Below are 25,908 nucleotides of genomic sequence, written 5' to 3' on the forward strand. Positions count from 1 at the left end.
GGATACGGGGCCGGACATGAAGCCGGGCATGGAGCCGGGCAGGGGGCCGGGCATGGAGCCGGGCACGGGGCCGGGCACGGAGCCGGGCACGGGGCCGGGCATGAAGCCGGGCACGGGGCCGGACACGGAGCCGGGCACGAAGCCGGACACGGGGCCGGGCACGAAGCCGGAAGCGGAGCCCGGGACGGGGCCGGAGGCAGAGCCCGACAAGGGCCGGAAATGAAGCCCGATCCGGAGCCGGGACCCCTCGATGACCCGGAACACGACGCTAACGCCTGCGAAATCCGCAGTACATCCGCTGAAGGTTGATGCAATGAAAGGCTAGACAGCGGGAACACCTTCATTAGACTGGCTCTGCCGCACCTTCTCCTGCGGTGTCTCCCGGTGTGCCCGCGCATGCCTGGGTATGTCTTGTAATGCCCCACACCCTCTGAGCCAAGGACCGTGATCGACGTGAAGGTCGGCATCCCCCGCGAGGTCAAGAACAACGAGTTCCGGGTGGCCATCACCCCCGCCGGCGTGCACGAGCTGGTGCGCCACGGCCACCAGGTCGTCGTCGAACACAACGCCGGTGTCGGTTCCTCGATCACGGACGACGAGTACATCGCCGCCGGCGCGCAGATCCTGCCGAGCGCCGACGAGGTGTGGGCCACCGCCGACCTGCTGCTGAAGGTCAAGGAGCCCATCGCGGAGGAGTACCACCGCCTCCGCAAGGACCAGACGCTCTTCACCTACCTGCACCTGGCCGCCTCCAAGGAGTGCACGGACGCCCTCGTCGAGTCCGGCACCACCGCGATCGCATACGAGACGGTGGAGCTGCCCGGCCGCGCGCTCCCGCTGCTCGCCCCCATGTCCGAGGTCGCGGGCCGCCTCGCCCCGCAGGTCGGCGCCTACCACCTGATGGCCGCGAACGGCGGCCGCGGTGTGCTGCCCGGCGGTGTCCCGGGCGTGCTGGCCGGCCGGGCCGTCGTCATCGGCGGCGGCGTCTCCGGCTGGAACGCCGCGCAGATCGCCATCGGCATGGGCTTCCACGTCACCCTGCTCGACAAGGACATCAACAAGCTCAAGGAGGCGGACAAGATCTTCGGTACGAAGATCCAGACCGTCGTCTCCAACGCCTTCGAACTGGAGAAGGCCTGCCTGGAGGCCGACCTCGTCATCGGCGCCGTCCTCATCCCGGGCGCCAAGGCCCCGAAGCTGGTCACCAACGAGCTCGTGTCGCGCATGAAGCCGGGAAGTGTCCTTGTCGACATCGCGATCGACCAGGGCGGCTGCTTCGAGGACTCCCGCCCGACCACCCACGCCGATCCGACCTTCAAGGTCCACGAATCGGTTTTCTACTGCGTCGCCAACATGCCCGGCGCGGTGCCCAACACCTCCACCTACGCGCTCACCAACGCCACGCTGCCCTACATCGTCGAACTCGCCGACCACGGCTGGGTGGACGCGCTGCGCCGCGACCCCGCGCTCGCCAGGGGCCTCAACGCCCACGACGGCAAGGTGACTTACCGGGAGGTCGCGGAGGCGCACGGCTTGGAGCACGTGGAGCTCGAGTCCCTGCTCGGCTGAGCCCGCGTCGACTGACCCCCGCGTGGCCGAACCGCTAAGTCACCATTGGGTAAAAGGCGATACGTCAACACTGGTCGTCAACGGCACACATACGGCCGGACCTTGCCCGACAAGGTCCGGCCGGATGTGTGTATGGTCACTTTGCGACTCTCGGTCAACTCGCCTCGAACGTAACCCTTGAACCGATTCGTACACCGGTGAAACCCACCGTGCGACGGCCGTACGCCCTTGACAGAGGGATGTTTCATTGCCGACACATCCTGCCGGGTCCGGCGGATTGTGTTGCTGCGGACGCCCGACACGCCATAGAGTCGCCAACCGTCGGCATGGTGCCACGCTGACCTGTCTAGAAGTTTCCTGGTCACCAAGGAGGTAAGACGACTTGTGAATGAGTCGACATTTTCTCCCGGGGGTGGTCAACCAGGAACGCCTGCACGGGCCCAGGGCTCCGCGGGGTTCGAGGCTGTCGGCTCCGTCGCGGTGCGCACCTTCGCAGCCCACCAGAGTCACCAGAGGTCGATTGTGACTCAGCCAGCACACCAGAGCATGGATGGCCATCACGTGAACGCCATGGCCGGCGACGGAAGTGGCGCGCCCCACAACCACTTCGCCGACTACGACGAACTGCCCGAGGGGCACTTCTACGACCCCGACGCCGAGTACGAGCCCGATCCCGAGTACGCGGCCACGCTCGCGCCCGACGCTGCCCGCCAGCGCCGCGAGCGCATCGGCCCGACCGGGCGCCCGCTGCCGTACTTCCCGATCCCGGGCCCGCTGACCGATCACGGACCCGCGAAGATCATCGCGATGTGCAACCAGAAGGGCGGCGTCGGCAAGACGACGTCGACCATCAACCTGGGTGCCGCTCTCGCGGAGTACGGACGCCGGGTGCTGCTCGTGGACTTCGACCCGCAGGGCGCGCTGTCGGTCGGTCTCGGTGTCAACCCGATGGAGCTCGACCTCACCGTCTACAACCTGCTCATGGAGCGGGGCATGGCGGCCGACGAGGTGCTCCTGAAGACGGCGGTCCCGAACATGGACCTGCTGCCCAGCAACATCGACCTGTCCGCCGCCGAGGTCCAGCTGGTGAGCGAGGTCGCGCGCGAGTCCACGCTCCAGCGCGCCCTGAAGCCGCTCATGGCCGACTACGACTACATCGTGATCGACTGCCAGCCCTCGCTCGGCCTGCTCACCGTCAACGCCCTGACGGCCGCGCACAAGGTGATCGTGCCCCTGGAGTGCGAGTTCTTCGCCCTCCGCGGTGTCGCACTGCTGACGGAGACCATCGAGAAGGTCCAGGAACGGCTCAACCCGGAGCTGGAGCTCGACGGGATCCTCGCCACGATGTACGACTCGCGCACCGTGCACAGCCGCGAGGTGCTCGCGCGGGTCGTCGAGGCGTTCGACGACCACGTCTACCACACGGTCATCGGGCGCACGGTCCGCTTCCCGGAGACCACGGTCGCCGGTGAGCCGATCACCACGTACGCCTCCAACTCCGTCGGCGCCGCCGCCTACCGTCAGCTGGCCAGGGAGGTGCTCGCCCGGTGTCACGCCGAGTGAGTCTGCCGGGGGCCGACGAACTGTTCCGTACGACAGGGGGGATGGCGCTCCAGGCGTCCACTCCCCGGCGCCAGGCCAACGGCGAGGCCCGGGTGCCGGCTCCCGCGGGGGAGTCCGACGGGGCCGCGGGCGCGTCCTCCGAGGACGCACCGCAGTCCGTGCCCGCGCAGGGCGGTGACGGCGACGGCGCGGAGCATGTGGCGACCGACGCGGAACCGGCCGAGGCCGGCGAGTCCCGCAGCCGGGGTGCGGCTGCGGACCGCTCCGGGCGACGTCAGGGGGCGCAGGAAGGTTCTGCCGCGGGTTCCGCGACGTCCGCGACCCCAGCGACGTCCGCTGCGCCGCGCAAGCGCGGACGGGCCGCCGCGCGGCGGCCCAGCGGGCGGGAGCGGCACGACGAGAAGATCACGGTGTACGTGTCCGCCGAGGAGCTCATGGATCTGGAGCACGCGCGGCTGGTGCTCCGGGGTGAGCACGGGCTGGCGGTCGACCGCGGGCGGATCGTCCGTGAGGCGGTCGCCGTGGTGCTCGCGGATCTGGAGACCCGGGGGGATGCCAGCATCCTCGTACGACGGCTTCGTGGGCGGTAGCGGTAGCCTGCGGGGGCTATGACCTCGAACGACGTTCCCTCGGGCTCCGGCGTCCCTGCCGGTCGTCGGCGTGCGCTGGGGCGGGGACCAGGAGCGGCGTCGGTTCCTCTGGAACCCGTGGCTCCGGTGGCTCCGGTGGAGGAGCCTCAGGCTTCTGTTGATGAGGAGCCTCCCGTAGCGGAGCCACCGATTCCGGCGGAGGCGGAACCCGAGGTCGTAGTTCCGGAACCGGCACCCGAAGTACCTCGCAGTGAGCCCGAACCCGCCGAACCCCAAGACCCCGACGACGGCGTCTTCAAGGTCCGGCTCGCCAACTTCGAGGGCCCTTTCGACCTGCTCCTCCAGCTGATCTCCAAGCACAAGCTGGACGTCACCGAGGTCGCCCTGTCCAAGGTGACCGACGAGTTCATGGCGCACATCAGGGCGATGGGGCCGGACTGGGACCTGGACGAGACGACTGAGTTCCTGGTGGTCGCGGCCACGCTGCTCGACCTGAAGGCCGCCCGGCTGCTGCCCTCCGCCGAAGTGGAGGACGAGGCGGACCTGGCCCTGCTGGAGGCCCGGGACCTGCTGTTCGCGAGGCTGCTCCAGTACCGCGCGTACAAGCAGATCGCCGACATCTTCGGCGGACGGCTCGACGAGGAGGCCCGGCGCTACCCCCGTACCGTCGGACTGGAACCCCACCACGCCGAGCTGCTGCCCGAGGTCGTCATCAGAATCGGCGCGGAAGGGTTCGCCAAGCTCGCCGTCAAGGCGATGCAGCCCAGGCCCAAGCCGCAGGTGTACGTCGACCACATCCACGCGCCGCTGGTCAGCGTGCAGGAGCAGGCCGGGATCGTCGTCGCACGGCTGAAGGAGCTCGGCGAGGCCAGCTTCCGCGCGCTCGTCGAGGACACCGACGACACCCTGACCGTCGTAGCGCGCTTTCTGGCCCTGCTGGAGCTGTACCGCGAGAAGGCCGTGGCGCTGGAGCAGGAGACCGCCCTCGGTGAGCTGCTCGTGCGCTGGACCGGCGGGGACGGGGACGAGACGCCGACGGTGACCGACGAGTTCGACCGGCCGCCCGAGGAGCCCAAGGACGAAGCCAAGGAGAAGAAGGCGTGAGCGAGGAGACCACCGAGGTTCCGGCCGGGCTGCGGACCGTCGCCGACCTCGACCTCAAGCCGGCCCTGGAGGCCGTCCTCATGGTCGTGGACGAGCCCGCGACCGAGGAGCACCTGGCGAAGATCCTCCAGCGGCCCAAGCGGCAGATCGCGGACGCGCTGCGGGAGCTGGCCGACCAGTACACCGTGCAGGGGCGGGGCTTCGAACTGCGGCTGATCGCGGGCGGTTGGCGCTACTACACCCGTCCCGAGTACGCGGCGGCCGTCGAGGGCTTCGTCCTGGACGGCCAGCAGGCCCGGCTCACCCAGGCGGCGCTGGAGACGCTCGCGGTCGTCGCCTACCGCCAGCCGGTCAGCCGCAGCAGGGTCTCGGCGGTGCGCGGAGTGAACTGCGACGGCGTGATGCGTACCCTCCTGCAGCGCGGTCTGGTCGAGGAGGCGGGCACGGAACCCGAAACAGGTGCGATCCTGTACAGGACGACGAACTACTTCCTGGAGCGGATGGGCCTGCGCGGTCTGGACGAGCTCCCGGAGCTCGCGCCCTTCCTCCCGGAGGCGGAGGCGATCGAGGCCGAGACCCAGGAAGCCGTACCGTCGTTCGATCCGGATGCTCCGGACGCGGACGACGGTCCCACGTCGACCATGCCTGATACGACGACGACGGAACTTTGATGCGAAGCAGCGGTAGCGGCAAGAGCGGCGGGCGCGGTAACCACCGCGGGGCCGGCAACAACAGGGACCAGAAGCAGGGGCAGGGGCAGGGTCAGGGCCGTCCCCGCAAGCCCCGCCCCGAGGAGCGCCGCTACGACGTGGGCCCCGGCGCCTCCCCGGAGGGCCCGAAGTCGGGGCGCGGCGGCGCGGCCCGCGGCGGTGCCAAGGGCGGACCGAAGAAGCCCCAGCAGCGCGGGCGGACGGCTCCGGCGACCTCGCGTGAGTACGAGACGCGGGCCGAGGAGCGCAACCGCGAGCGGTACGCGGGCAAGAAGGACGTCAAGCTGCCCAAGACCTTCCCGGGCGCCGAGCAGGAGGGCGAGCGGCTGCAGAAGGTCCTCGCGCGCGCGGGATACGGCTCGCGGCGGGCCTGCGAGGAGCTGATCGAGCAGGCGCGGGTCGAGGTCAACGGCGAGATCGTCCTGGAGCAGGGCAAGCGGGTCGACCCGGAGAAGGACGAGGTCAAGGTGGACGGCCTGACGGTCGCCACGCAGTCGTACCAGTTCTTCGCGCTGAACAAGCCGGCCGGTGTGGTCTCCACGATGGAGGACCCCGAGGGCCGGCAGTGCCTCGGTGACTACGTCACCAACCGCGAGACCCGGCTCTTCCACGTCGGCCGGCTCGACACCGAGACCGAGGGCGTCATCCTGCTCACCAACCACGGCGAGCTGGCGCACCGGCTGACCCACCCCAAGTACGGCGTGAAGAAGACCTACCTCGCGCACATCGTCGGCCCGATCCCGCGCGACCTGGGCAAGCGCCTGAAGGACGGCATCCAGCTGGAGGACGGCTACGCGCGCGCGGACCACTTCCGGGTCGTCGAGCAGACCGGCAAGAACTACCTGGTCGAGGTCACCCTCCACGAGGGCCGCAAGCACATCGTGCGCCGCATGCTGGCCGAGGCCGGCTTCCCGGTCGACAAGCTGGTCCGCGTCGCCTTCGGGCCGATCACCCTGGGCGACCAGAAATCGGGCTGGCTGCGACGGCTGTCGAACACGGAGGTCGGGATGCTGATGCAGGAGGTCGACCTCTAGGCCCTGTCGGCAGGCCCTAGGGTTCTCCCATGATCACGACTCCGACCAAACGCGCCGCCACGGGGGCGCTCATCGGCCTCGCCCTCGGGGACGCCCTCGGATATCCGACCGAGTTCCACAGCGTGCCGTCGATCCTCGACAGGTACGGGCCCTGGCGGGAGCTGGAGCTGCCGGCGTCCGGGATGGTCACCGACGACACGCAGATGACGCTGGCGCTCGGGCGGGGGCTGCGGACGGCCATGGACCGGGGGGTGCTCGGGCCCGAGGACATGGCGGAGGCGGTGCGCCTGGAGTTCATCGCGTGGAACCGCTCCCCGGAGAACAACCGCGCGCCCGGCAACACCTGCCTCAGGGCCTGTGCTCTGCTGGAACACGCGGACCGGCCGTGGCAGGACGCCAGCCAGATCGGCTCCAAGGGCTGCGGCGCCAACATGCGCGTCGCGCCCGTCGGGCTCGTCCCCGGGCTGAGCGACGAACAGCGCGCGGGTGCCGCTCAGTTGCAGTCCGCGCTCACCCACGGGCATCCGACGGCGCTCGCCGCGTCCGACCTCACCGCGCACGCCGTACGACTGCTCGCGCAGGGCGCCGAGCCGGCCGGGCTGGTCGACCTGCTGCGGTCGTACGCGCACGAGAACCGCACCCACTACCACGAGCGCTGGCTCGGCGACCTGTGGACGCGCGGTCAGGACCCCAGCCCCGAGCTCTTCATGGCGCGTGGCTGGGACGAGTGCCTGGGGGTTCTGGACCGGCTCCAGGACGCCCTGCGCACTCCCTCGCCGGAGACCGACCCGTGCCTGGCCACCGGAGAGGGCTGGATCGCCGAAGAGGCGCTGGCGACCGGCCTGTTGTGCTTCCTGCTCTTCCCCGACGAGCCGGTGACGGCCCTGCGCCGGGCCGCCTGCACCTCCGGCGACTCCGACTCGATCGCCTGCCTGGCGGGTGCCTTCGCGGGCGCGCACCTGGGCGGGGAGGTCTGGCCGGCCGAGTGGGCGGACCGGATCGAGTACCGGGGCGAGCTGGTGACGCTCGGGGCGCTCTGGGACGCCTGACGGGACGGCGGCGGACGGGCGGCGGACGGGTGGCGGTCACGCCAGGCGGATGGAGTCCCCCTCCACCGTGATCTTCTTCTCGGGCAGCGGCTTGGTCGCCGGAGGGCTGGTCACCGCGCCGTCCGCGATGGAGAACTTGCTGCCGTGGCAGGTGCAGTTGATGGTGCCGTCGGAAACACTGGCCACCGGGCACCGCTGATGGGTGCAGATGTTGGTGAAGGCCTTGAACTCGCCCTGCGCCGGCTGGGTGACGACGACGCCCTCGTCCTTGAAGATCGTGCCGCCGCCGACCGGGATGTCGCTCGTCTTCGCCAGCTCCTGGCCGGGGGAGACGGACGGGGACGCACCGGAGTCGTCGCCGCGGTCGCCGCATCCGGCGACGAGCGCCGCCGCGCCCGTCGCGAGGAGAACCGTGCGCCGCGTCGGGCCTTGAGTCATGTCGTCACTCCGAAGGTGCGGAAGAACCAGAGGGCCGATGTCAGCCAGGTGATCGTGAAGGCCGTGAAGACCAGGCCGCCGACGATCGGCAGCAACCAGCCCGGGAGTCGCTCCGAGCGGAGCAACAGCATCTTGGCACTGAAGGCACCGAAGAAGAAACAACCCAGGAGCGAGTGCCACAGAACGCGTGATCCGTACGTCTGATAGCCCAGCGCGTACAGACAGTGCACCGCGACCGGGACCGACACGAGGAACGCCGCGCGACCCGACCAGCGGTGCGGTGCCGGTGCCCAGCGGGGGCCCGGCAGCTTGCCGTACACCATCGCCGCCGAGACCACCTGGACGAGCGCGAAGAGGAACGCCGTCGTCGCCAGCCAGGACTTCACCGTCCCCGTGCTGTCGAAGCCGACGAGGTCGAAGGCGTTCCCCGCCGGCTCGTGGACCTTGCCGTACGCCCCCAGGCGACCGCCACCGCGCCGGCGACGAGCGCCGGGACCAGGTAGCGGGCGGGACCCGGTCGGCGGTGCGTGGGCTCGGGGGAGGGGAAGTCCTGGGTGGCGGCGTTCGGGTCGACGGTCATGATCGCTCCCGTGAGCAGGGGATCAGGGGGTTGCCGGGCGTGCCGTGAGCTGCTGTCAGTCGACCGTCACCGCACCGGTCTCCGGGGCGATGCGCGGCGCAGTCGAGGGCGCGCCGTCGATGTCGACGGCGGAGGAATCGTCGTCGATACGGCCCGCGTAGTCGGCGTTCGATACGGGGGTTCTCGTCGGGAGCGGAGACGGGGTCGGCGTCGTGGGCGCCGGTGACACCGTGGCCGGGGGCGGTTCGTTCATACGGGCCTCCCCTGAGGCGACTTTCTGCCATGCGAGCGGACCGGTGGCCCGGCGTCCACAGGCGCACAGGAGTGTTCCCGCCCGGCGGGCGTCTCAGCGGGCGGGCGCGGCGCACCGGCCCGACGGGGGCTGACTAGGCTGGACGGACAAAGAGCCGATACGCACATCAGCGAGGAGCAACGCCGTGGCGGTACGAGCGGTCCGGGGCGCCGTCCAGCTCGAGCGGGACGAGGCCGGCCACATGGACGAGCAGGTCGGAGCCCTGCTCAGCGCCATCCTGGAGCGGAACGACCTCACCTCGGACGACCTGATCAGCATCTGGTTCACGGCCACGCCCGACCTGCACAGCGACTTCCCGGCGGCCTCGGCCCGCAAGCTCGGCATCGTCGACGTCCCGCTGATCTGCGCCCAGGAACTGGACATCGAGGGCGCCCTGCCCCGCGTCGTCCGCGTTCTCGCGCACATCGAGTCCGACCGGCCCCGCAGCGGGATCAACCACGTCTACCTCGGCGCCGCGGCCGCCCTGCGCAAGGACATCGCCCAGTGAGAACCGCACTCGTCATCGGAACCGGCCTCATCGGTACGTCGGCCGCCCTCGCCCTGTCCCAGCGGGGCGTCGTCGTCCACCTCGCCGACCACGACGCGGAGCAGGCCCGTACGGCCGCCGCGCTCGGCGCCGGCACCGACGAGGCGCCCGACGCTCCCGTCGACCTCGCGATCGTCGCCGCCCCGCCCGCCCACGTGGCCGGGGTGCTCGCCGACGCCATGCGCCGGGGCGTGGCCCGCGGCTACCTCGACGTGGCCAGCGTCAAGGGCGGCCCGCGCCGCGAGTTGGAGGCGCTGGGCCTGGACCTCGCGTCGTACATCGGCACGCACCCCATGTCCGGCCGCGAGAAGTCCGGCCCGCTGGCCGCGACCGGCGACCTCTTCGAGGGCCGCCCCTGGGTGCTGACGCCGACCCGGGACACCGACACCGAGGTGCTGAACCTGGCTCTGGAACTGGTCTCGCACTGCCGGGCGGTTCCGGTGGTGATGGACGCGGACGCCCACGACCGCGCCGTCGCCCTGGTCTCCCACATGCCCCACCTGGTCTCCAGCATGGTCGCCGCGCGCCTGGAGCACGCCGAGGAGGCGGCCGTACGGCTGTGCGGGCAGGGCATCCGGGACGTGACCCGGATCGCCGCGTCCGACCCCGGGATGTGGATCGACATCCTGTCCGCCAACCCCGGTCCGGTCGCCGACCTCCTCGCGGACGTCTCCGCCGACCTCGACGAGACGGTCCGGGCGCTGCGGGCCCTGCAGGCCTCCGACGAGGCCAAGCGCCTGGAGGGCACCGCGGGCATCGAGAACGTCCTGCGGCGCGGCAACGCGGGCCAGGTCCGCGTCCCCGGCAAGCACGGGTCCGCTCCGCGGGCGTACGAGGTCGTGGCCGTCCTCATCGACGACCAGCCGGGCCAGCTGGCCCGCATCTTCGCGGACGCGGGGATGGCCGGGGTCAACATCGAGGACGTACGCATCGAGCACGCGACCGGGCAGCAGGCCGGTCTGGTGCAGCTGATGGTGGAGCCGAAGGCGGCGCCCGTCCTGACGGCGGCGCTGCGGGAGCGGGGCTGGTCGATTCGGCAGTGATCACTCGCACCGCGCAGTGATCCTCCGGATCATCCGCCTGTAAGAGGGGTCCCGGGGAGCCAGTAACCTTGTGCGGGGCACATGCGCGCCCCGCACACCCCACCACACCGCACCAGGAAGGTGTCCCCCTGTGGAAAACGGCGCCGCCCGGACCGTCCCGTCAGTGATTGTCGCCATCGACGGTCCCTCCGGCACGGGTAAGTCGAGCACGTCCAAGGCCGTGGCCGCGCAGCTCGGTCTGAGCTACCTGGACACCGGCGCCCAGTACCGGGCGATCACCTGGTGGATGGTGAACAACGGGATCGACATCGACGACCCGTCGGCGATCGCCGCCGCGGCCGGCAAGCCCGAGATCGTCTCCGGCACCGACCCGGCGAACCCGACGATCGCGGTCGACGGCACCGACGTGGCCGGTCCGATCCGCACCCACGAGGTCACCTCCAAGGTCAGCGCGGTCAGCGCGGTGCCCGAGGTGCGCGCCCGGATCACCGAGCTGCAGCGGTCGCTCGCGGCCTCCGCCGAGCAGGGCATCGTCGTCGAGGGCCGGGACATCGGTACGACCGTGCTGCCCGACGCCGACCTGAAGATCTTCCTCACCGCCTCCCCGGAGGCCCGGGCCGCCCGCCGCAGCGGCGAGCTGAAGGGCGCCGACGTCCACGCGACCCGCGAGGCGTTGATCAAGCGGGACGCGGCCGACTCCAGCCGCAGGACCTCGCCGCTCGCCAAGGCGGACGACGCGGTCGAGGTGGACACCACCGAGTTCACGCTGGCGCAGGTCATCGAGTGCGTCGTCACGCTCGTCGAGGAGAAGCGGGCCGCGAAGTGAGCGAACTGCCTTCGGCGCGGGGTGCCGAGGTCGGGCGGCGCATCGGCGTCGGCCTGATGTACGGGCTGTGGAAGCCGCGCGTGCTCGGCGCCTGGCGGGTCCCCGCGACCGGCCCGGCGATCCTCGCCGTCAACCACTCCCACAACATCGACGGCCCGATGGTCATGGGTGTGGCGCCCCGGCCGACGCACTTCCTGATCAAGAAGGAGGCGTTCGTCGGACCGCTCGATCCCTTCCTGCTCGGCATCGGGCAGGTGAAGGTGGACCGCGACACCACCGACCGTACGGCGATCACCCGGGCGCTGGGTGTGCTGGCGGGCGGCGGCGTCCTCGGGATCTTCCCGGAGGGCACCCGGGGCGAGGGCGACTTCGCCGCGCTGCGCGCCGGGCTCGCGTACTTCGCCGTACGAGGCGGTGCACCGATCGTCCCGGTCGCCGTGCTGGGAAGTTCCGACCGGCCGGGACGGTTGATAAAGGGGCTGCCTCCGCTGCGCAGCCGGGTCGACGTCGTCTTCGGCGACCCTTTCGAGGCGGGCGACGGCAGCGGACGGCGTACGCGCAAGGCGCTCGACGAGGCGACCGAACGCATCCAGAAGCAGCTCACCGCGCACCTGGAAAACGCCAGGCGGCTGACCGGCCGCCCGGGCGACACTGAGTAGTGGACCAATCCGGAAAACTCCGGGTGTTCCACCGATCACCACGATGAACGAGGTACGGACTTCATGAACGACCAGATCCACTCCGACGGCTCGGGCGGGGAGCACGAGCACGGAGAGCTTGGCGATGCCGAGTACGCGGAGTTCATGGAGCTCGCCGCGGAAGAGGGCTTCGACATCGAGGACGTCGAGGGCGCGATCGAGGCGGCCGGACATGGCCCGCTGCCCGTCCTCGCCGTCGTGGGCCGTCCGAATGTCGGCAAGTCGACGCTCGTGAACCGCATCATCGGCCGACGCGAAGCCGTCGTCGAGGACAAGCCCGGCGTCACCCGCGACCGCGTCACCTACGAGGCCGAGTGGGCGGGCCGCCGCTTCAAGGTCGTCGACACCGGCGGCTGGGAGCAGGACGTCCTCGGCATCGACGCCTCCGTGGCCGCGCAGGCCGAGTACGCGATCGAGGCCGCCGACGCCGTCGTGTTCGTCGTCGACGCCAAGGTCGGCGCGACCGACACCGACGAGGCGGTCGTACGACTGCTGCGCAAGGCCGGCAAGCCCGTGGTGCTGTGCGCCAACAAGGTCGACGGCCCGAGCGGCGAAGCGGACGCGGCCTACCTGTGGTCCCTGGGCCTGGGCGAGCCGTACCCCGTCTCCGCGCTGCACGGCCGGGGCACCGGCGACATGCTGGACCAGGTCCTTCAGGCCCTGCCGGACGCGCCTGAGCAGACCTTCGGCACCGCGATCGGCGGCCCGCGCCGCATCGCGCTGATCGGCCGCCCGAACGTCGGCAAGTCCTCGCTGCTGAACAAGGTGGCCGGCGAGGAGCGCGTCGTCGTCAACGAAATCGCCGGCACCACCCGTGACCCGGTCGACGAGCTGATCGAACTCGGCGGAGTGACCTGGAAGTTCGTCGACACGGCGGGCATCCGCAAGCGCGTCCACCTCCAGCAGGGCGCCGACTACTACGCCTCGCTGCGCACCGCCGCCGCCGTCGAGAAGGCCGAGGTGGCCGTCATCCTCATCGACGCCTCCGAGTCCATCTCGGTCCAGGACCAGCGCATCGTCACCATGGCCGTCGAGGCGGGCCGCGCGATCGTCCTGGCGTTCAACAAGTGGGACACCCTCGACGAGGAGCGCCGCTACTACCTGGAGCGGGAGATCGAGACCGAGCTCGGCCAGGTCGCGTGGGCGCCCCGGGCGAACGTCTCGGCGCGCACCGGACGGCACATGGAGAAGCTCGTCCCGGCGATCGAGACGGCCCTGGCGGGCTGGGAGACCCGAGTCCCGACGGGCCGGCTGAACGCCTTCCTCGGCGAGCTGGTCGCCGCCCACCCGCACCCGATCCGCGGCGGCAAGCAGCCCCGCATCCTCTTCGGCACCCAGGCCGGCACCAGGCCCCCGCGGTTCGTGCTCTTCGCGTCCGGCTTCATCGAGGCGGGCTACCGCCGCTTCATCGAGCGCCGCCTGCGCGAGGAGTTCGGTTTCGAGGGGACGCCGATCCACATCTCGGTGCGGGTGCGCGAGAAGCGCGGCAGGAAGAAGTGACGCACGTATGAGGAAGGGCGGCCCCGACCGGGGCCGCCCTTCCTCATGCCTCAGACGCCTCTGCGCGGCCCGGGCGGCAGCGCCGCCGGAACGTGGTGCATCCCGGTGCTGTGCTGCTGCCCGATCTGTCCCACGCGCTGCCACTGCGACTGCTGGCGGGCGCTGTACGCCCCCGTGCTGTAGGCGCTGTACGAGTTGCTGAACGAGCCCGTACTGTGCGGGATGTTCCCGAAGGCGGTGAACCCCAGCTCCTCCTCGCCGCTGCGGTCACCCGGCAGCGAGCGGAAGGACTTGACGTACTCGGCGTAGAGCGCGTCGTAGATCGGCGTGGCCGATGGGCCACCCAGAGGATCCTGAGCCACTCGCGCAAACGGCAGCGGCTGGAACTGGCGGCGGGGAACGTCGTAGGTGTGCACGTATGTCCAAACGACCCTGAGGTCGAAGGGATGCGGCTGGGCCACGCCCTACGCGCAGCCCCGTGACGGGAGGCGCACTCACGTCCCCGCAAGCGGCAGCGCCGCCGCAACCAACTTCCCGTTCGCCGCCGCCTTGTCCAGCGCGTCCCGCAGCAGGTCCTCTCGAGGCTGCCGCCCGATGGACCCCACCGGCGCCGCGAACAACAGCACCTGCTGGTGCTTGTTGGCGGCGGCCCGCCACGGCTCCGTCACCTGCAACGGCTGGTGCGCCTGCCACCAGGCGATCGGCTGCCCGCCATTCGCCGAAGGCTGAAGCACCGCGTGCAGCTGGCCCATGGCCAACAGCACCGACCACCCGTGCAGCACGGACGGCGTGGAATGAATCGCGGTCACCGGCATGAAGCCCTGCTCGATGAGCAGCGGCAGGAAGTCGTCGCCGACGCCGGTCGTGCCGGGCCGCACGATGGGCCCGGTCGGCTCGACCACCAGGGCGGGGTGCAACTCCCCGGCGATCAGGACGAGTCCGCTGGTCACACCGAGCACGGCCTGCTCGGGCGCGATCTTCTCGGGCTCCAGGTCGACCGTGTCACCGGTGATGGACTTCACGGCACCCTGGAGCTGCTCCTCGGTGACCTGGACAACCTGCGAGGGCAGGCAGGTGGCGTGGGCGAAGGCGAGGACGGCGGTCTCGTCGCCGACGAACAGGACGGTGCTGGTGCGCTCCTGTTCGGAGTCGCCCGGGGTGCGGCAGGACGTGCAGTCGTAACTGCCGGGGGCGTTCTCTCCGGCGAGCAGCCGGTCGGCTTCTTCGTCGCCGATCTCGGCGCGTACCTCGTTGCTGACGTCGAGCATGCGCGGCACGGGTGGCTCCCTCGGGGAAGTGGTGCGTGGCGGGACCGGGTGGCTCCCGGCCCGTGAACCGGGCGGGTCCCGGGCTCATGAAGGAGACAACGGGCGATCTGTGGCGGGAGTCACGCCCCACGGCGAACGGAATCGAACCATCCACCGCACAGGGTCACGTGAAGTACGGAATGCGGCACTCAGCGTCAACTGCTCGGAAATCAGAGGAAGTTGGTTCGGTGAAGTGGGTCACAGATCGTCATGGTGACTGGTCGACAAATCCGGAAATCGGCGAATGAAGTGGGTGTCCGGAAATCGCCGATACCGGAGGTAACGGCGAACTGGCCTGGAATGACAAGGAGCTGGTTGATACCGGTCGGTCGCCCTCCCTAGATTCCTCCGCCGTGTGCAACGAGCACCGTTCGGGTACGTCCGCCGGCCGCGCAAAGCCAGCCAGAAGTACAGCCTCCGGCGGACGGGGAGGGGCGCGACGACCGCGTAGGACACGCCGGGAGTCGCGCACCGCCTTGGGGGACCCCGAGTCGTTGGAGAGGGAACTACATGTCCGAATGTGCCGATACCACTCACGACAACGTTCGTAAGACGCAGACGACCCCCGGCAAGAATCCGAACCGGAGTCAGACCCGTACGACGGCGGTCCTCGCCGGGGCGGCACTGCTCGCCCCCCTCGGACTGCTGGCCGCGACCGGCAACGCCGCGGCGGCGGACAGCGGAGTGTGGGACCGCATCGCCCAGTGCGAGAGCGGCGGCAACTGGCACATCAACACCGGAAACGGCTACTACGGAGGACTCCAGTTCTCCGGCTCCACCTGGCGCGCGTACGGCGGCACGGCCTACGCGCCGACCGCCGACCAGGCGAGCAAGGACCAGCAGATCGCCGTGGCCACCAAGGTCCAGCGGGCCCAGGGGTGGGGCGCCTGGCCGACCTGCTCGGCGCGGGCCGGGGCTTCCGGGAGCGCGCCTGACGCCTCCTCATCCGGTACGGCCGTGAAGTCCGCCCCGCCGAAGGCGCCGGAGCGCTCCACGGGGCACACCACCCGCGGCTCGTCCCGCGGCGACTACACCGTCCGCGAGGGCGACACGCTGAGCGGCATCGCCGCCCGGCACGGGACCACCTGGCAGCGGCTCTACGCCGCCAACAAGGCCGTCATCGGCGGTGATCCCCATGTGATCGTGCCCGGGCAGGGCCTCGAAGTCTGAGCGTCGCTCCCCTGTCCCGGGCACGGGGCTCCGCCCGGCCCGCCGACCGGGCGGGGCCCCTGGGCGTGACAGGCAGCACCGCCTCGCCGGTCATCCGGATGGGCTCGACCCCGGCCTCCGCCCTGTTCGGTCCGCCGCTTCCCGCTGCTGGAACTCGCCCGCCTCTCCGCTGAACACGACCGCGCCGCGGCGCAGTTCGTACACCAGGGCCGGCCGCCCGTGCGGTACGGGCGGCAGCCGCTGTTCGGCCACGACCACACAGGCGTCGAGGGAGCCGAGCAGTTCGTACGTGCGGGCCGCGACCGTGGGCGACATGCCCTGCGCGGGCTCGTCGACGAGCACCACGCGCGCGCGTGCCAGCAGAGCCCGGGAGAGGGCGAGCATGCGCTGCTCGCCGCCGGAGAGGGTGCCGGCGCGGCGCGCGAGCAGGGGCTCCAGTTGCGGATAGGCGGCGAGGGCGCTGTCGTAGGCCGGGGCGGCGAGTTCGAGGTTCTCGCGCACGGTGAGGGAGCCGAACACCGCCCGCCGCTCGGGGACCAGGCACAGTCCGCGGCGGGCCCGCTGGAACGCCGGCACGCGGCTCACGTCGGTGCCGTCCCAGACCACCGCGCCACCGGACAGGGGCACGGTTCCGGCCAGCGCGCGCAGGGCGGTCGTACGGCCGGAACCGTTGCGGCCCAGCAGGACGGTGAGACCGGGGCCGGGCGCGGCGAGGGTGATGCCGTGCAGGACCTCCAGGGGGCCGTAGCGCACGCGCGCGTGGCGCAGTCGCAGGGAGGTCATGCGGGGGCCTCGCGGGCGAGGGCGTCCAGGACGCGGTCGGGCGGGCCGGAGGCGATGATGCGGCCGACCGCCATGACGTGCACGACGTCGGCGAGGTCGGCGACCAGGTCGAGGTCGTGCTCGACGACGAGCAGGGCGGTGCCGTCGGCGGCCAGGGCCCTCAGCACCCGGGTCAGCGCGGCCACTTCGGCGGTGTCGAGGCCGGCGGCGGGCTCGTCGAGCAGCAGCACGCGCGGGCCGCCGGCGAGGGCGCGGGCCAGTTCGACGCGGCGCAGTGTGCCGGTGGGCAGGTCGGCGGCGGGCAACGCGCGCACGGGACCGTCGAGCCCGAGCAGCCTGAGCGCCCGCTCCACGGCGGACGGGTCGGTGACGTGCCCCTGCTCGGCGCCGACTCGGACGTTCTCGGTGACGGTCAGCGAGGGGAAGACGGCCAGTTGCTGGAAGGTGCGGGCGATTCCCAGCCGGGTGCGGGCGTGGGCGGGCAGCCGGGTGATGTCCCGCCCGCCGAGCAGTACTTGGCCGCGTGAGGGGCGGTGTGTGCCGGCGAGGCAGTGGAACAGGGTGCTCTTGCCGGCGCCGTTGGGGCCGACGATCGCGGTGACCTGCCCAGGGGGGACGTTCAGGTCGACGTCGTCGAGGGCGGTGAAGTCGTCGTAGCGGGCTTGGAGGTGGCGGGCGGTGAGGGTGGGTGCCGAGGCGGGTGCCGGTGCGTGGGTGGGCACGCGGCCTTCGGCCGCGTTGGAGTTCTCACCCGCACCACCCGTGCGGCTTTCGTCGTCGGGTGCGGGTGGCCCTTGTGGGGGCTCAGCGCCGTCGGCGGCCCTCAGAGTCCCGCGCACCCGCGCCCCCAACGGCGTCAGCGCCGCCCGCCGCCGCAGTCGCAGGTACCCCGCCGCCCTCCGCAGTGCCTCGTACGGCCCTCCGGGGAAACGCCCCACCAGCACCGCCAGCACCCCGATCAGCGCCGCCGCCACTCCACCCCGCGCGCCCGCGTCCAGGCCGACCAGCAGGGCCGCCGCGGCCAGGGCGCCCAGGGTGCTGTCGGCGCCCAGGACCACGACCGCGGCGAACCAGAGGAGGCCGCGGACGGGGTCGAAGGCGCCGGGGTCGAAGGCGCGCAGGCCCATGCCGAGCATGCCGCCGCCCAGGGCGGCCAGCGCGGCGCCCGAGACGAAGGCGAGGAGCTTCAGGGACGGGACCCGGACGCCCGCCGCCGACGCCCCCGCCTCGTGGTCCCGCATGGCGGCGAGGGCGCGGCCCGTGCGGCCCCTGCGCAGTGCCCACGTCGTGAGCAGCGCGGCCGCCAGCAGGACCAGCTCCAGGACGTAGTACGCCCGGTCTCCTTCGAAGCCCGCCGGGCGGCCCAGCGACAGACCGGAGACGGCATACGGCTGGGCGAAGACGAAGCGGCTCACCCCGACGCCGACCGCGAAGGTCGCGAGCGCCAGTGCCAGGCCCTGGCGGCTGATCGCCGGCCAGCCGGTCAGCAGGCCGAGCGGGGCCACCAGGACCACCGCCACCGCCAGTGCCGCCAGCTCCGGCAGGTGCGGCAGGCCCGGGAAGCGGCCCGCCGCGAGCAGCGCCGTGAACAGGGCGCCCAGACCCGCGTAAGCCGCCTGACCGAGCGAGATCTGGCCGCCGCGGCCGGTGACCACGACCAGGGACAGCAGCACCACGCCCAGTGCCGGCACCTGGACCGACGTGTGCAGGTCCGAGCCCGCGAAGCCGAGTGGCAGCAGGAACAGCACGACGGCCACGATCCAGGCACCCGGCGGGGTCGGCACGCGCGCGGTGGCCGTGCGCGGCAGCGCGTCGCGCGTACCGATCCGCGGGAGCACCAACGCCGCGACCAGCAGGGCCACGACGAACAGGTTCGCGCCGACCGCCTGGAGCAGCGGTTCGCCCCAGCCCGACGGATGCAGCCGCGTCAGCTGGCTCTGCGCCACCCCGATGCCCAGCGCCACCAGCACGGCCACCGTCAGGCTGCGCATCCGCGCGGCCACCGCGACCGCCACCACCTCCATGACGAGCAGCGGCAGACCGTACGGGTCCAGCCGCACGTACGGCGCCAGCAGCACGCCCGTCAGACCCGCCGTGAACGAGCCGAAGGCCCAGCCCGCCGCGGCCACCCGGTCCGCGTCGATCCCGCCGAGCACGGCCAGCTGCCGGTCGTCCACCACGGCCCGCAGCTCCCGCCCGAAACGCGTCCAGCGGATCACCGCGGCGACCCCGACGGCCAGCACGGCCACCACCGCCAGCTGCCCCCAGGGCTCCGCCGACACCGGCTCCGGCGCGTCGTCCCGCGCCCCCTGGCCCCACACCAGCGTGGCCCCGCCCACCAGCAGCACGAACACGCCGATGGACGCCACCAGGGTCTGCGCGGGATCGCTCCCCAGGACCGACAACGGCCGGAACACGAACCGTTCCAGCGCCATGCCCAGGCCCGGCGCCAGCACCAGCAGCGTCACGGCGGCCCCCGCCCACAGCGGCCAGCCCCACTCGACCACGCACTGCCGCAGCACGTAGGCGCACACCATCGCGATCGCGCCGTGCGCGAAGTTGAGCACACCGGTCGCGCGGTACGTCACGATCAGGCCGATCCCGGTGAGCGCGGCGGCGCCGCCGATCGACAGTCCGGCGAGCGTGAGGTCGTACGTCAGCGAGGAGGCGAGCGGAGACATCAGCGGGGACATCAGTCGGTTTCTTCGGCGGGCTCGCAGATCGGGCAGGGACCCAGTTCACCGCTCGCCACCAGCTTGGAGTCCACCGGCACGGCCTCCGCCTTCCCCGTGACCAGCGGGCAGTCCGCGCGGTGCCACAGTGTGCCGCCCGGCACCATCAGCAGGTCCCCGCTGACCGCCAGGGGCGCCGACGCCGCCTGGCGTGGCTCCTCGGCGTCGGCGGGCTCGGCGGCCACCAGAAGGCCGTACAGCTCCTCCACGCGCGCGGCGGCGAGCGCGCCCCGGCCATGGGTGAGCAGCACCGCCCCGGCGATGATCAGGGCGGCGCCGGGGACCGTGCAGGAGGCGAGGTAGGGCAGTTGCCGCTCGGCGTAGCGCTCGCCGGAGACGCCGTACCAGCCGAGGACACACAGGACCGCACCCGCGGCGAGCGCGGCCCAGCCGGCCCAGAGGACGGGGTGCACGGTCCGCAGTCGGGCTGTCCGCATCGCTGGCTCCCACGCGTCGGGTTTCAGTGCATGTGCCTGTCCATGTCAGCCAATGGCTTGCACTATGCCTCTTGGAAGCTGACCCTGAAAGCACCGGGCGCCCACGGCCCGGACCGACACCCGGTGGTGAGCCAGATGGTTCTCGGGAGCGACCTCAGGCGGGGGAACACGAGGAGGGGACGCGGCCCAGGGGCGGCAGGACGGGGTACGGCGATCGTGGCCGCCCTGGTTCTCTTCCTGGCCCCGGCCCTCGCGTCATGCGGCGACGACGAGGGAGGCGGCGGCAGCGAGACGCCCCCCACTCCAACCGTCGAGCAGACGGCTCCGGGCGAGACGACTCCGGACGCGACGGCGCCCGCCGACGCGGCGGCGGCCGAGCGGGAGATCAAGCAGAACTGGCAGAAGTTCTTCGACCCGGCGACCTCACTGGACGACAAGCAGGCAGTCCTGGAGAACGGCGACCGGATGGCCCCGGTCCTGCAGGCCTTCAGCGGTGACGCACGCGGCGGGCAGGTGCAGGCCCAGGTCACCGAGGTCGAGTTCACCTCGCCGACCGAGGCGAACGTGACGTACACGCTGACCCTGAAGGGCGCCACCGCCCTGCCCGACGCGGCGGGGACGGCCGTCGAGCAGGACGGCACCTGGAAGGTGTCCGCCAAGACGCTGTGCGCGCTGGTCCAACTGAGCGGCAATGGGACCGCGTCGCCGATCCCGGGCTGCTGAGGCCGCCGCCGCGGTCCTGCTGCTCGCCCTGGGCACGGCCTGCGGCAGCCGCCTCCCGGAGAGCGACTTCGAGCGCGACGACCGCACTCCCGTGCCCGCGAGGAGCGACGGCACGCCCCTCCGCGTCGGCATCATCACCAGCGCCACCAGCCCGGTCGGCGGCAACGCCTTCACCGGCCCGCGCGACGGCGCCCGGGCCTACTTCGACCGGCTCAACGCGCGCGGGGGCATCGACGGCCGCCGGGTCGAGGTCCGGCTGTGCGACGACGGCGGCAGCGGTGTCGGCAACAACACCTGCGTGCACAAGCTGATCGACGAGGACAAGGTCGTCGCCCTGGTCGCCACCACCGCCCTCGACTACGCGGGCGCCTCCCGCGTCTCCCGCGCGCGCGTGCCCGACATCGGCGGCCAGCCCATCGGAGCCGCCTACGACACCTGGCCGCACCTGTACAGCATCTACGGCAGCCTCGCGCCCCGCGCCGGCACGACCGGCTGGGACGGCAAGCAGTACGGCGGCACGGAGGTCTACCGCTACTTCAAGCGCGAGCACGGCGCCCGTACGGCCGCCGTCGTCTCCTACAACCAGGTCGCCTCCGCCGCCTACGCCTCACTCGTCGAGCGGGGCCTGAAGGCAGAGGGCTACCAGGTCGTCACCGAGCAGGTCGACTTCGTGCTGCCCAACTTCCGTGCCGTGGCGGCGGACCTGAAGGAACAGGGCGCCGACCTCGTCTTCGACGCCATCGACACCCATGGCAACGCCCAGCTGTGCAAGGCGATGGACGAGGTCGACGTCGAGGTGACCGCCAAGGTCACGAACGTGCAGAACTGGACGTCCACCGTCCCCGAGGACTACGAGGACGCCCCGCGCTGCCGCAACGCCCTGTGGGCGACCGGATCCAGCCGCAACTACGAGGACACCGGGCACGAGGCCGTACGGGAATTCCGGGAGGCGACCCAGGGGCTGAAGACGCACTCCCAGTGGCAGCTGGAGGGCTGGGCGGCGGCGAGGTGGTTCACGGACGCGGCCGAATCGTGTGCGAAGACGGGCATCACGCGCGCGTGCGTCGACGACTTCGTCAACCGCAGCGAGGGATACACGGCGGGCGGCCTGCTCCTCCCCGTCACGTTCGAGCGGCTGCCAGAACCGCCGAAGACCCGCAGGACCTGTCTGTCGGTGGCCCGCTGGGAGGACGGCCGGGGATGGGTCTCCCAGGGGGACATGAACAGCACGTGCTTCGACGTGCCGCAACTGTCCTATCAGCCGTGACGGCGGCGGAAGGACAGCCGTCACAGGCAACCAAAAGGCCCGATCGACGGTCTAACCGGACAGTAGGGACCGAGGGAGGAACCGCCCCGCATGAAGATGCCCGCCCCGCGGGTCGCACCGTTGCGCGCCGACTGCGTCGCCGACTCCGCGGGCGGACTGACCTTCGACGTCACCGCGCGTGGAGCGAGCGGGGCGGCGCATCTTGTGCTGCGCCGACGCGACGCGGACGAGGAGGTCAGTCTGCCGCTGGCCCCGGTCGCCGACGGCCGGCTGCGCGCCGCCCTGCCCAGCACCGTCGCCCTCCCCGAGGGCCGCTGGGACGCCTACGTGTGCGTGGGCGACGACGAGCCGCAGCGCCTCGCACCCGGCCTCACCGACCTGCGCTCGCTCGCCGCGCGCACGCCGAGCGGCTCCCGCGGTCACGTCGCCGTCCGCATCCCGTACGCGACCCGGCAGGGCAACCTCACCGTCCGCAGCTGGCTGCGCGCCCCGCACGCGGAGGCGGGGGAACTGCGTCTCAGGGACGCCGAACTGACCGTCCTCGGGCGCGTGTACGGCACGGCCCTCGCCCAGGACGCGTACGCCGAACTGCGCGACCGGCACGCCCCGGGTCCCGCCCGCCGCACCGACGTCACCGTCGACCACGCCGACTTCGGCTTCTCGGTGGCGTACGCACGGCTGACGCCCGGCATCTGGGACCTGTGGCTGCGGCCCGGGGGAGCGGCGGGACCGCGCGTGCGGATCGCGCGGCTGCTCGACGACATCGCCGACAAGAAGCCCGTGCTCACCTACCCACGCGCGCGCGTGCGGACGCCGTACGGTCCGGTGGAGGCGGGGCCGTACTACACGCGGGACAACGACCTGTCCGTGTCCGTGACCGCCCTGACCCCTTGAGGGGCTTGCGGACAGCGGCTGTCCGCAATCGCTGGCAGACTCGGATCCATGTTGGAGACCTCGGCACGACTGCTGCGCCTGCTCTCGCTTCTCCAGGCCCACCGCGAATGGTCCGGGGCCGACCTCGCCGAGCGCCTCGGCGTCACCCCGCGCACCGTGCGCCGGGACGTGGACCGGCTGCGCGAGCTGGGATACCCCGTCAACGCCAGCCCCGGCACCGGCGGCGGCTACCAGCTGGGCGCGGGCGCCGAGCTCCCGCCCCTGCTTCTGGACGACGACGAGGCGGTCGCCGTCGCCGTGGGCCTGCGCACGGCCGCCGGGCAGGGCATCGAGGGCATCGGCGAGACCTCCGTACGGGCGCTCGCCAAGCTGGAGCAGGTCCTGCCGGGCCGGCTGCGCCGCCGGGTGAGCGCGCTCAACGCCTTCACCGTGCCGATGCTGCGCGGTCCGAGGCCCTCCGCCGTCGACCCGGCCGTCCTCACCGAGCTGGCCAACCTCTGCCGGGACGCCGAACGACTGCGTTTCGAGTACCGCGACCACGAGGGTGCCTCCACCCGCCGTACCGTCGAACCGCATCGCCTGGTGTGCACCGAGCGCCGCTGGTACCTGGTCGCCTGGGACGTCGACCGTGACGACTGGCGTACGTTCCGGGTCGACCGCATCACCCCCAAGCCGCCGCACGGCGCGCGCTTCCAGCCGCGCAAGCCTCCCGCCGACGACCTCGCCGCGTACGTCTCCAAGGGCGTCTCCACGCGCGCGTACGCCTCGCACGCGGTCATCCGGCTGCTCGTGCCGGTCGAGGAGGCCGCCGGGCGGATCTCGCCGTCCGCCGGGAACCTGGAGGCCGAAACCCCCGACAGCTGCATCCTGCGCACCGGCGCCGCGAGCCTCGACGTGATGGTGGTCCACGTGATGATGCTGGGTTTCGAGTTCGAGGTGCTGGAGCCGGCCGAGCTCACCGAGGCGGTCAGGACGGCTCGCGACCGGCTTGCTCGCTCTTTGGCTCGGGCTGAGGAGCCTCGGCCGCGTACTGAGGATGGTGCAGATCGAACGCCGGGGACTCGGAGCGGATCTTCGGCAGCACGGTGAAGTTGTGCCGGGGCGGCGGACAGGAGGTCGCCCACTCCAGGGAGCGGCTGTAGCCCCAGGGGTCGTCGACGCCGACCTTCTCGCCGTACTTGGCGGTCTTCCAGACGTTGTACAGGAACGGCAGCGTCGAGATGCCGAGCAGGAACGCGCCGATCGTCGAGATCGTGTTGAGCGCGGTGAACCCGTCGGCGGCCAGATAGTCGGCGTACCGGCGCGGCATGCCCTCCGCGCCCAGCCAGTGCTGTACCAGGAACGTGGTGTGGAAGCCGGTGAACAGCGTCCAGAACTGGATCTTGCCGAGCCGTTCGTCGAGCATCTTGCCGGTGAACTTCGGCCACCAGAAGTAGAAGCCGGCGAAGGTCGCGAAGACGACCGTGCCGAAGACGACGTAGTGGAAGTGCGCGACGACGAAGTACGTGTCGGTGACGTGGAAGTCCATCGGCGGGGAGGCCAGGATCACCCCGGTCAGGCCGCCGAACAGGAACGACACCAGGAAGCCGACCGCCCACAGCATCGGCGTCTCGAAGGACAGCGAGCCCTTGATCATGGTGCCGGTCCAGTTGAAGAACTTCACGCCCGTCGGCACCGCGATCAGGAAGCTCATGAACGAGAAGAACGGCAGCAGCACCGCCCCCGTCGCGAACATGTGGTGCGCCCACACGACCATCGACAGACCGGTGATCGCCATCGTCGCCGCGACCAGCGTCAGATAGCCGAACATCGGCTTGCGGCTGAAGACCGGGATGATCTCCGTGATGATGCCGAAGAACGGCAGCGCGATGATGTACACCTCGGGGTGCCCGAAGAACCAGAACAGGTGCTGCCACAGCAGCGCCCCGCCGCCCGCCGCGTCGAAGACCTGCGAGCCGAAGCGCCGGTCCGCCTCCAGCACCAGCAGGGCCGCCGCGAGCACCGGGAACGCCATCAGGATCAGGATCGACGTGAACAGCGTGTTCCAGGTGAAGATCGGCATCCGGAACATCGTCATGCCGGGGGCGCGCATCCCGATGATCGTGGTGATGAAGTTGACCGCGCCGAGGATCGTGCCGAAGCCGGACAGCGCCAGGCCCATGATCCACAGGTCGGGGCCGATGCCGGGGGAGTGCACGGAGTCGTTGAGCGGCGCGTAGGCGAACCAGCCGAAGGCGGCGGGGCCGGACGGCACCGCGAGCGAGCCGAGCACGATCAGGCCGCCGAAGAGGAACAGCCAGTACGACAACATGTTCAGCCGCGGGAAGGCGACGTCCGGGGCGCCGATCTGCAGCGGCATCAGCTCGTTGGCGAAGCCCGCGAAGCTCGGGGTCGCGAACAGCAGCAGCATGATCGTGCCGTGCATCGTGAACAGCTGGTTGAACTGCTGGTTGTCCACGAGCTGCAGCCCGGGCCGGGCGAGTTCGGCGCGCATCAGCAGCGCCATGACACCGGCGATCAAGAAGAACGCGAACGACGTGATCAGGTAGAGGTGGCCGATCTTCTTGTGGTCGGTGGTGGTCAGCCAGTCGACGATCACCCGCCCCTGAGGTGTGGTCCGCTCGGGTCGTGCCGTCGCCCGCACGGTCTGCGTCCCCATCGCTCCCTCGCCCCTTCGCTCGTCGCGCCCCGGGCCCGCTGAAGCCCGCGCCACGCGTGCCCGCGAGCTCACGCCATGATGCTCGCGCCGTCGCGCGCTCCGACAGGGGGCGTACGGGGGGTTCTGTGCCGGAACCATGCATTTGCTATGTGGTCTCGGCTACCGCCGGCCCGCCCGTAATCAGCGGGAAAAGGGGGCCGGGGGCGGTTCTCCGGGAACTTTCCGCCGGGCTTTTCGCACAGCCGTGGAGACACGCGGGAATTGCGTTCGATTACCTGCGGAAGGCGTAGGGAACCAGCAGGGAACCGCCCATACGTGTGACGGAGTTCGACGGAAACGCGTGTCGTGATTCTGTGACAGAAGCGTGACCGGAGGGGGACGCGTGACCCGGGA

The 25,908-nt window shown here is 71.4% G+C and carries 24 protein-coding genes and 2 pseudogenes; 17 read left to right on the plus strand and 9 right to left on the minus strand.

The features are described from left to right. Positions 1-444 precede the first annotated feature (444 nt). The 7 genes from ald to ABT063_RS22985 all read left to right on the plus strand — a co-directional run bounded on the left by ald (position 445) and on the right by ABT063_RS22985 (position 7,619). Positions 445-1,569, plus strand: coding sequence for an alanine dehydrogenase (gene ald / locus ABT063_RS22955; RefSeq protein WP_351059269.1), 1,125 nt, complete (start codon positions 445-447; stop codon positions 1,567-1,569). A gap of 570 nt (positions 1,570-2,139) precedes the next feature. Next, the gene (locus tag ABT063_RS22960) at positions 2,140-3,132 is read left to right on the plus strand and encodes a ParA family protein (RefSeq protein ID WP_278196802.1); all 993 of its coding nucleotides are present in this window, start codon (positions 2,140-2,142) and stop codon (positions 3,130-3,132) included. After that, positions 3,117-3,722, plus strand: a complete 606-nt coding sequence (locus ABT063_RS22965) for a hypothetical protein (RefSeq protein WP_351059275.1) — start codon at positions 3,117-3,119, stop codon at positions 3,720-3,722. The genes ABT063_RS22960 and ABT063_RS22965 overlap by 16 nt, the downstream gene beginning before the upstream one ends. Positions 3,723-3,740: 18 nt before the next feature. After that, positions 3,741-4,826 (plus strand): segregation and condensation protein A, encoded by a 1,086-nt coding sequence (locus ABT063_RS22970; protein WP_351059278.1) that lies wholly within the window; start codon positions 3,741-3,743, stop codon positions 4,824-4,826. Next, the gene (gene scpB, locus ABT063_RS22975; protein WP_351059281.1) at positions 4,823-5,497 is read left to right on the plus strand and encodes an SMC-Scp complex subunit ScpB; all 675 of its coding nucleotides are present in this window, start codon (positions 4,823-4,825) and stop codon (positions 5,495-5,497) included. The genes ABT063_RS22970 and scpB overlap by 4 nt, the downstream gene beginning before the upstream one ends. Beyond that, the gene (locus tag ABT063_RS22980; RefSeq protein WP_351059284.1) at positions 5,497-6,570 is read left to right on the plus strand and encodes a pseudouridine synthase; all 1,074 of its coding nucleotides are present in this window, start codon (positions 5,497-5,499) and stop codon (positions 6,568-6,570) included. The genes scpB and ABT063_RS22980 overlap by 1 nt, the downstream gene beginning before the upstream one ends. Before the next feature lie 29 nt (positions 6,571-6,599). Next, the gene (locus ABT063_RS22985) at positions 6,600-7,619 is read left to right on the plus strand and encodes an ADP-ribosylglycohydrolase family protein (protein WP_351059287.1); all 1,020 of its coding nucleotides are present in this window, start codon (positions 6,600-6,602) and stop codon (positions 7,617-7,619) included. A 36-nt stretch (positions 7,620-7,655) separates the two neighbouring features. Here the strand turns inward: ABT063_RS22985 and ABT063_RS22990 are convergent, their stop codons facing one another. The 3 genes and pseudogenes from ABT063_RS22990 to ABT063_RS23000 all read right to left on the minus strand — a co-directional run bounded on the left by ABT063_RS22990 (position 7,656) and on the right by ABT063_RS23000 (position 8,890). Next, positions 7,656-8,057 (minus strand): Rieske (2Fe-2S) protein, encoded by a 402-nt coding sequence (locus ABT063_RS22990; RefSeq protein ID WP_351059289.1) that lies wholly within the window; start codon positions 8,055-8,057, stop codon positions 7,656-7,658. Continuing rightward, positions 8,054-8,637: pseudogene (locus ABT063_RS22995) on the minus strand (DUF6529 family protein). The gene ABT063_RS22990 and the pseudogene ABT063_RS22995 overlap by 4 nt, the downstream one beginning before the upstream one ends. A 55-nt stretch (positions 8,638-8,692) precedes the next feature. Next, on the minus strand, positions 8,693-8,890 hold the full coding sequence (locus ABT063_RS23000; protein WP_351059291.1) for a hypothetical protein: 198 nt from the start codon (positions 8,888-8,890) through the stop codon (positions 8,693-8,695). Between the two features lie 184 nt (positions 8,891-9,074). Here ABT063_RS23000 and aroH point away from each other — a divergent pair, with 184 nt between their 5' ends. The 5 genes from aroH (at position 9,075) to der (ending at position 13,543) form a co-directional block, all read left to right on the plus strand. Next, the gene (gene aroH, locus ABT063_RS23005) at positions 9,075-9,437 is read left to right on the plus strand and encodes a chorismate mutase (protein WP_351059294.1); all 363 of its coding nucleotides are present in this window, start codon (positions 9,075-9,077) and stop codon (positions 9,435-9,437) included. Next, complete coding sequence (locus tag ABT063_RS23010) at positions 9,434-10,519, plus strand: prephenate dehydrogenase (protein WP_351059297.1); 1,086 nt, start codon at positions 9,434-9,436, stop codon at positions 10,517-10,519. Before aroH ends, ABT063_RS23010 begins: the two co-directional genes overlap by 4 nt. Before the next feature lie 130 nt (positions 10,520-10,649). Next, entirely contained in the window at positions 10,650-11,345 is a 696-nt protein-coding gene (gene cmk, locus ABT063_RS23015; protein ID WP_351059300.1) for a (d)CMP kinase, read from the plus strand. A 56-nt stretch (positions 11,346-11,401) separates the two neighbouring features. Continuing rightward, a complete protein-coding gene (locus tag ABT063_RS23020) occupies positions 11,402-12,004 on the plus strand; it encodes a lysophospholipid acyltransferase family protein (RefSeq protein ID WP_502990872.1) in 603 nt (200 codons plus the stop codon). A gap of 63 nt (positions 12,005-12,067) precedes the next feature. Continuing rightward, entirely contained in the window at positions 12,068-13,543 is a 1,476-nt protein-coding gene (gene der, locus ABT063_RS23025) for a ribosome biogenesis GTPase Der (protein WP_351059306.1), read from the plus strand. 50 nt (positions 13,544-13,593) lie between these two features. Here der and ABT063_RS23030 read toward each other — a convergent pair whose 3' ends face one another. Then, entirely contained in the window at positions 13,594-13,959 is a 366-nt protein-coding gene (locus ABT063_RS23030; protein ID WP_351059309.1) for a hypothetical protein, read from the minus strand. Between the two features lie 78 nt (positions 13,960-14,037). After that, a complete protein-coding gene (locus ABT063_RS23035) occupies positions 14,038-14,820 on the minus strand; it encodes a DUF8842 C-terminal domain-containing protein (protein ID WP_351059311.1) in 783 nt (260 codons plus the stop codon). A gap of 540 nt (positions 14,821-15,360) precedes the next feature. Between ABT063_RS23035 and ABT063_RS23040 the strand changes: the two genes are divergently transcribed. After that, positions 15,361-16,020 (plus strand): transglycosylase family protein, encoded by a 660-nt coding sequence (locus tag ABT063_RS23040; protein ID WP_351059314.1) that lies wholly within the window; start codon positions 15,361-15,363, stop codon positions 16,018-16,020. A gap of 90 nt (positions 16,021-16,110) precedes the next feature. Here the strand turns inward: ABT063_RS23040 and ABT063_RS23045 are convergent, their stop codons facing one another. From ABT063_RS23045 to ABT063_RS23055, 3 genes are read right to left on the minus strand one after another with little or no spacing between them, the layout of a single operon-like run. Beyond that, on the minus strand, positions 16,111-16,803 hold the full coding sequence (locus ABT063_RS23045; protein WP_351059316.1) for an ATP-binding cassette domain-containing protein: 693 nt from the start codon (positions 16,801-16,803) through the stop codon (positions 16,111-16,113). Continuing rightward, on the minus strand, positions 16,800-19,496 hold the full coding sequence (locus ABT063_RS23050; protein WP_351059319.1) for an ABC transporter permease subunit: 2,697 nt from the start codon (positions 19,494-19,496) through the stop codon (positions 16,800-16,802). The genes ABT063_RS23045 and ABT063_RS23050 overlap by 4 nt, the downstream gene beginning before the upstream one ends. Next, complete coding sequence (locus ABT063_RS23055; protein WP_351059322.1) at positions 19,496-19,972, minus strand: hypothetical protein; 477 nt, start codon at positions 19,970-19,972, stop codon at positions 19,496-19,498. Before ABT063_RS23055 ends, ABT063_RS23050 begins: the two co-directional genes overlap by 1 nt. A 135-nt stretch (positions 19,973-20,107) precedes the next feature. Between ABT063_RS23055 and ABT063_RS23060 the strand changes: the two genes are divergently transcribed. The 4 genes from ABT063_RS23060 (at position 20,108) to ABT063_RS23075 (ending at position 23,945) form a co-directional block, all read left to right on the plus strand. Continuing rightward, entirely contained in the window at positions 20,108-20,695 is a 588-nt protein-coding gene (locus ABT063_RS23060; protein ID WP_351059325.1) for an MTB12 C-terminal domain-containing protein, read from the plus strand. Further along, positions 20,664-21,962 (plus strand): ABC transporter substrate-binding protein, encoded by a 1,299-nt coding sequence (locus ABT063_RS23065; RefSeq protein ID WP_351059328.1) that lies wholly within the window; start codon positions 20,664-20,666, stop codon positions 21,960-21,962. Before ABT063_RS23060 ends, ABT063_RS23065 begins: the two co-directional genes overlap by 32 nt. 90 nt (positions 21,963-22,052) lie before the next feature. Further along, on the plus strand, positions 22,053-22,856 hold the full coding sequence (locus tag ABT063_RS23070) for a hypothetical protein (protein WP_351059330.1): 804 nt from the start codon (positions 22,053-22,055) through the stop codon (positions 22,854-22,856). A gap of 48 nt (positions 22,857-22,904) precedes the next feature. Further along, complete coding sequence (locus ABT063_RS23075; protein WP_351059332.1) at positions 22,905-23,945, plus strand: helix-turn-helix transcriptional regulator; 1,041 nt, start codon at positions 22,905-22,907, stop codon at positions 23,943-23,945. Here the strand turns inward: ABT063_RS23075 and ctaD are convergent. Continuing rightward, positions 23,944-25,653: pseudogene (gene ctaD / locus ABT063_RS23080) on the minus strand (aa3-type cytochrome oxidase subunit I); the annotation flags it as partial. The gene ABT063_RS23075 and the pseudogene ctaD sit on opposite strands and share 2 nt — an antisense overlap. Between the last annotated feature and the right edge of the window lie 255 nt (positions 25,654-25,908).

The organism is Streptomyces sp. NPDC002838 (genome assembly GCF_040295365.1).
GTDB lineage: Bacteria > Actinomycetota > Actinomycetes > Streptomycetales > Streptomycetaceae > Streptomyces.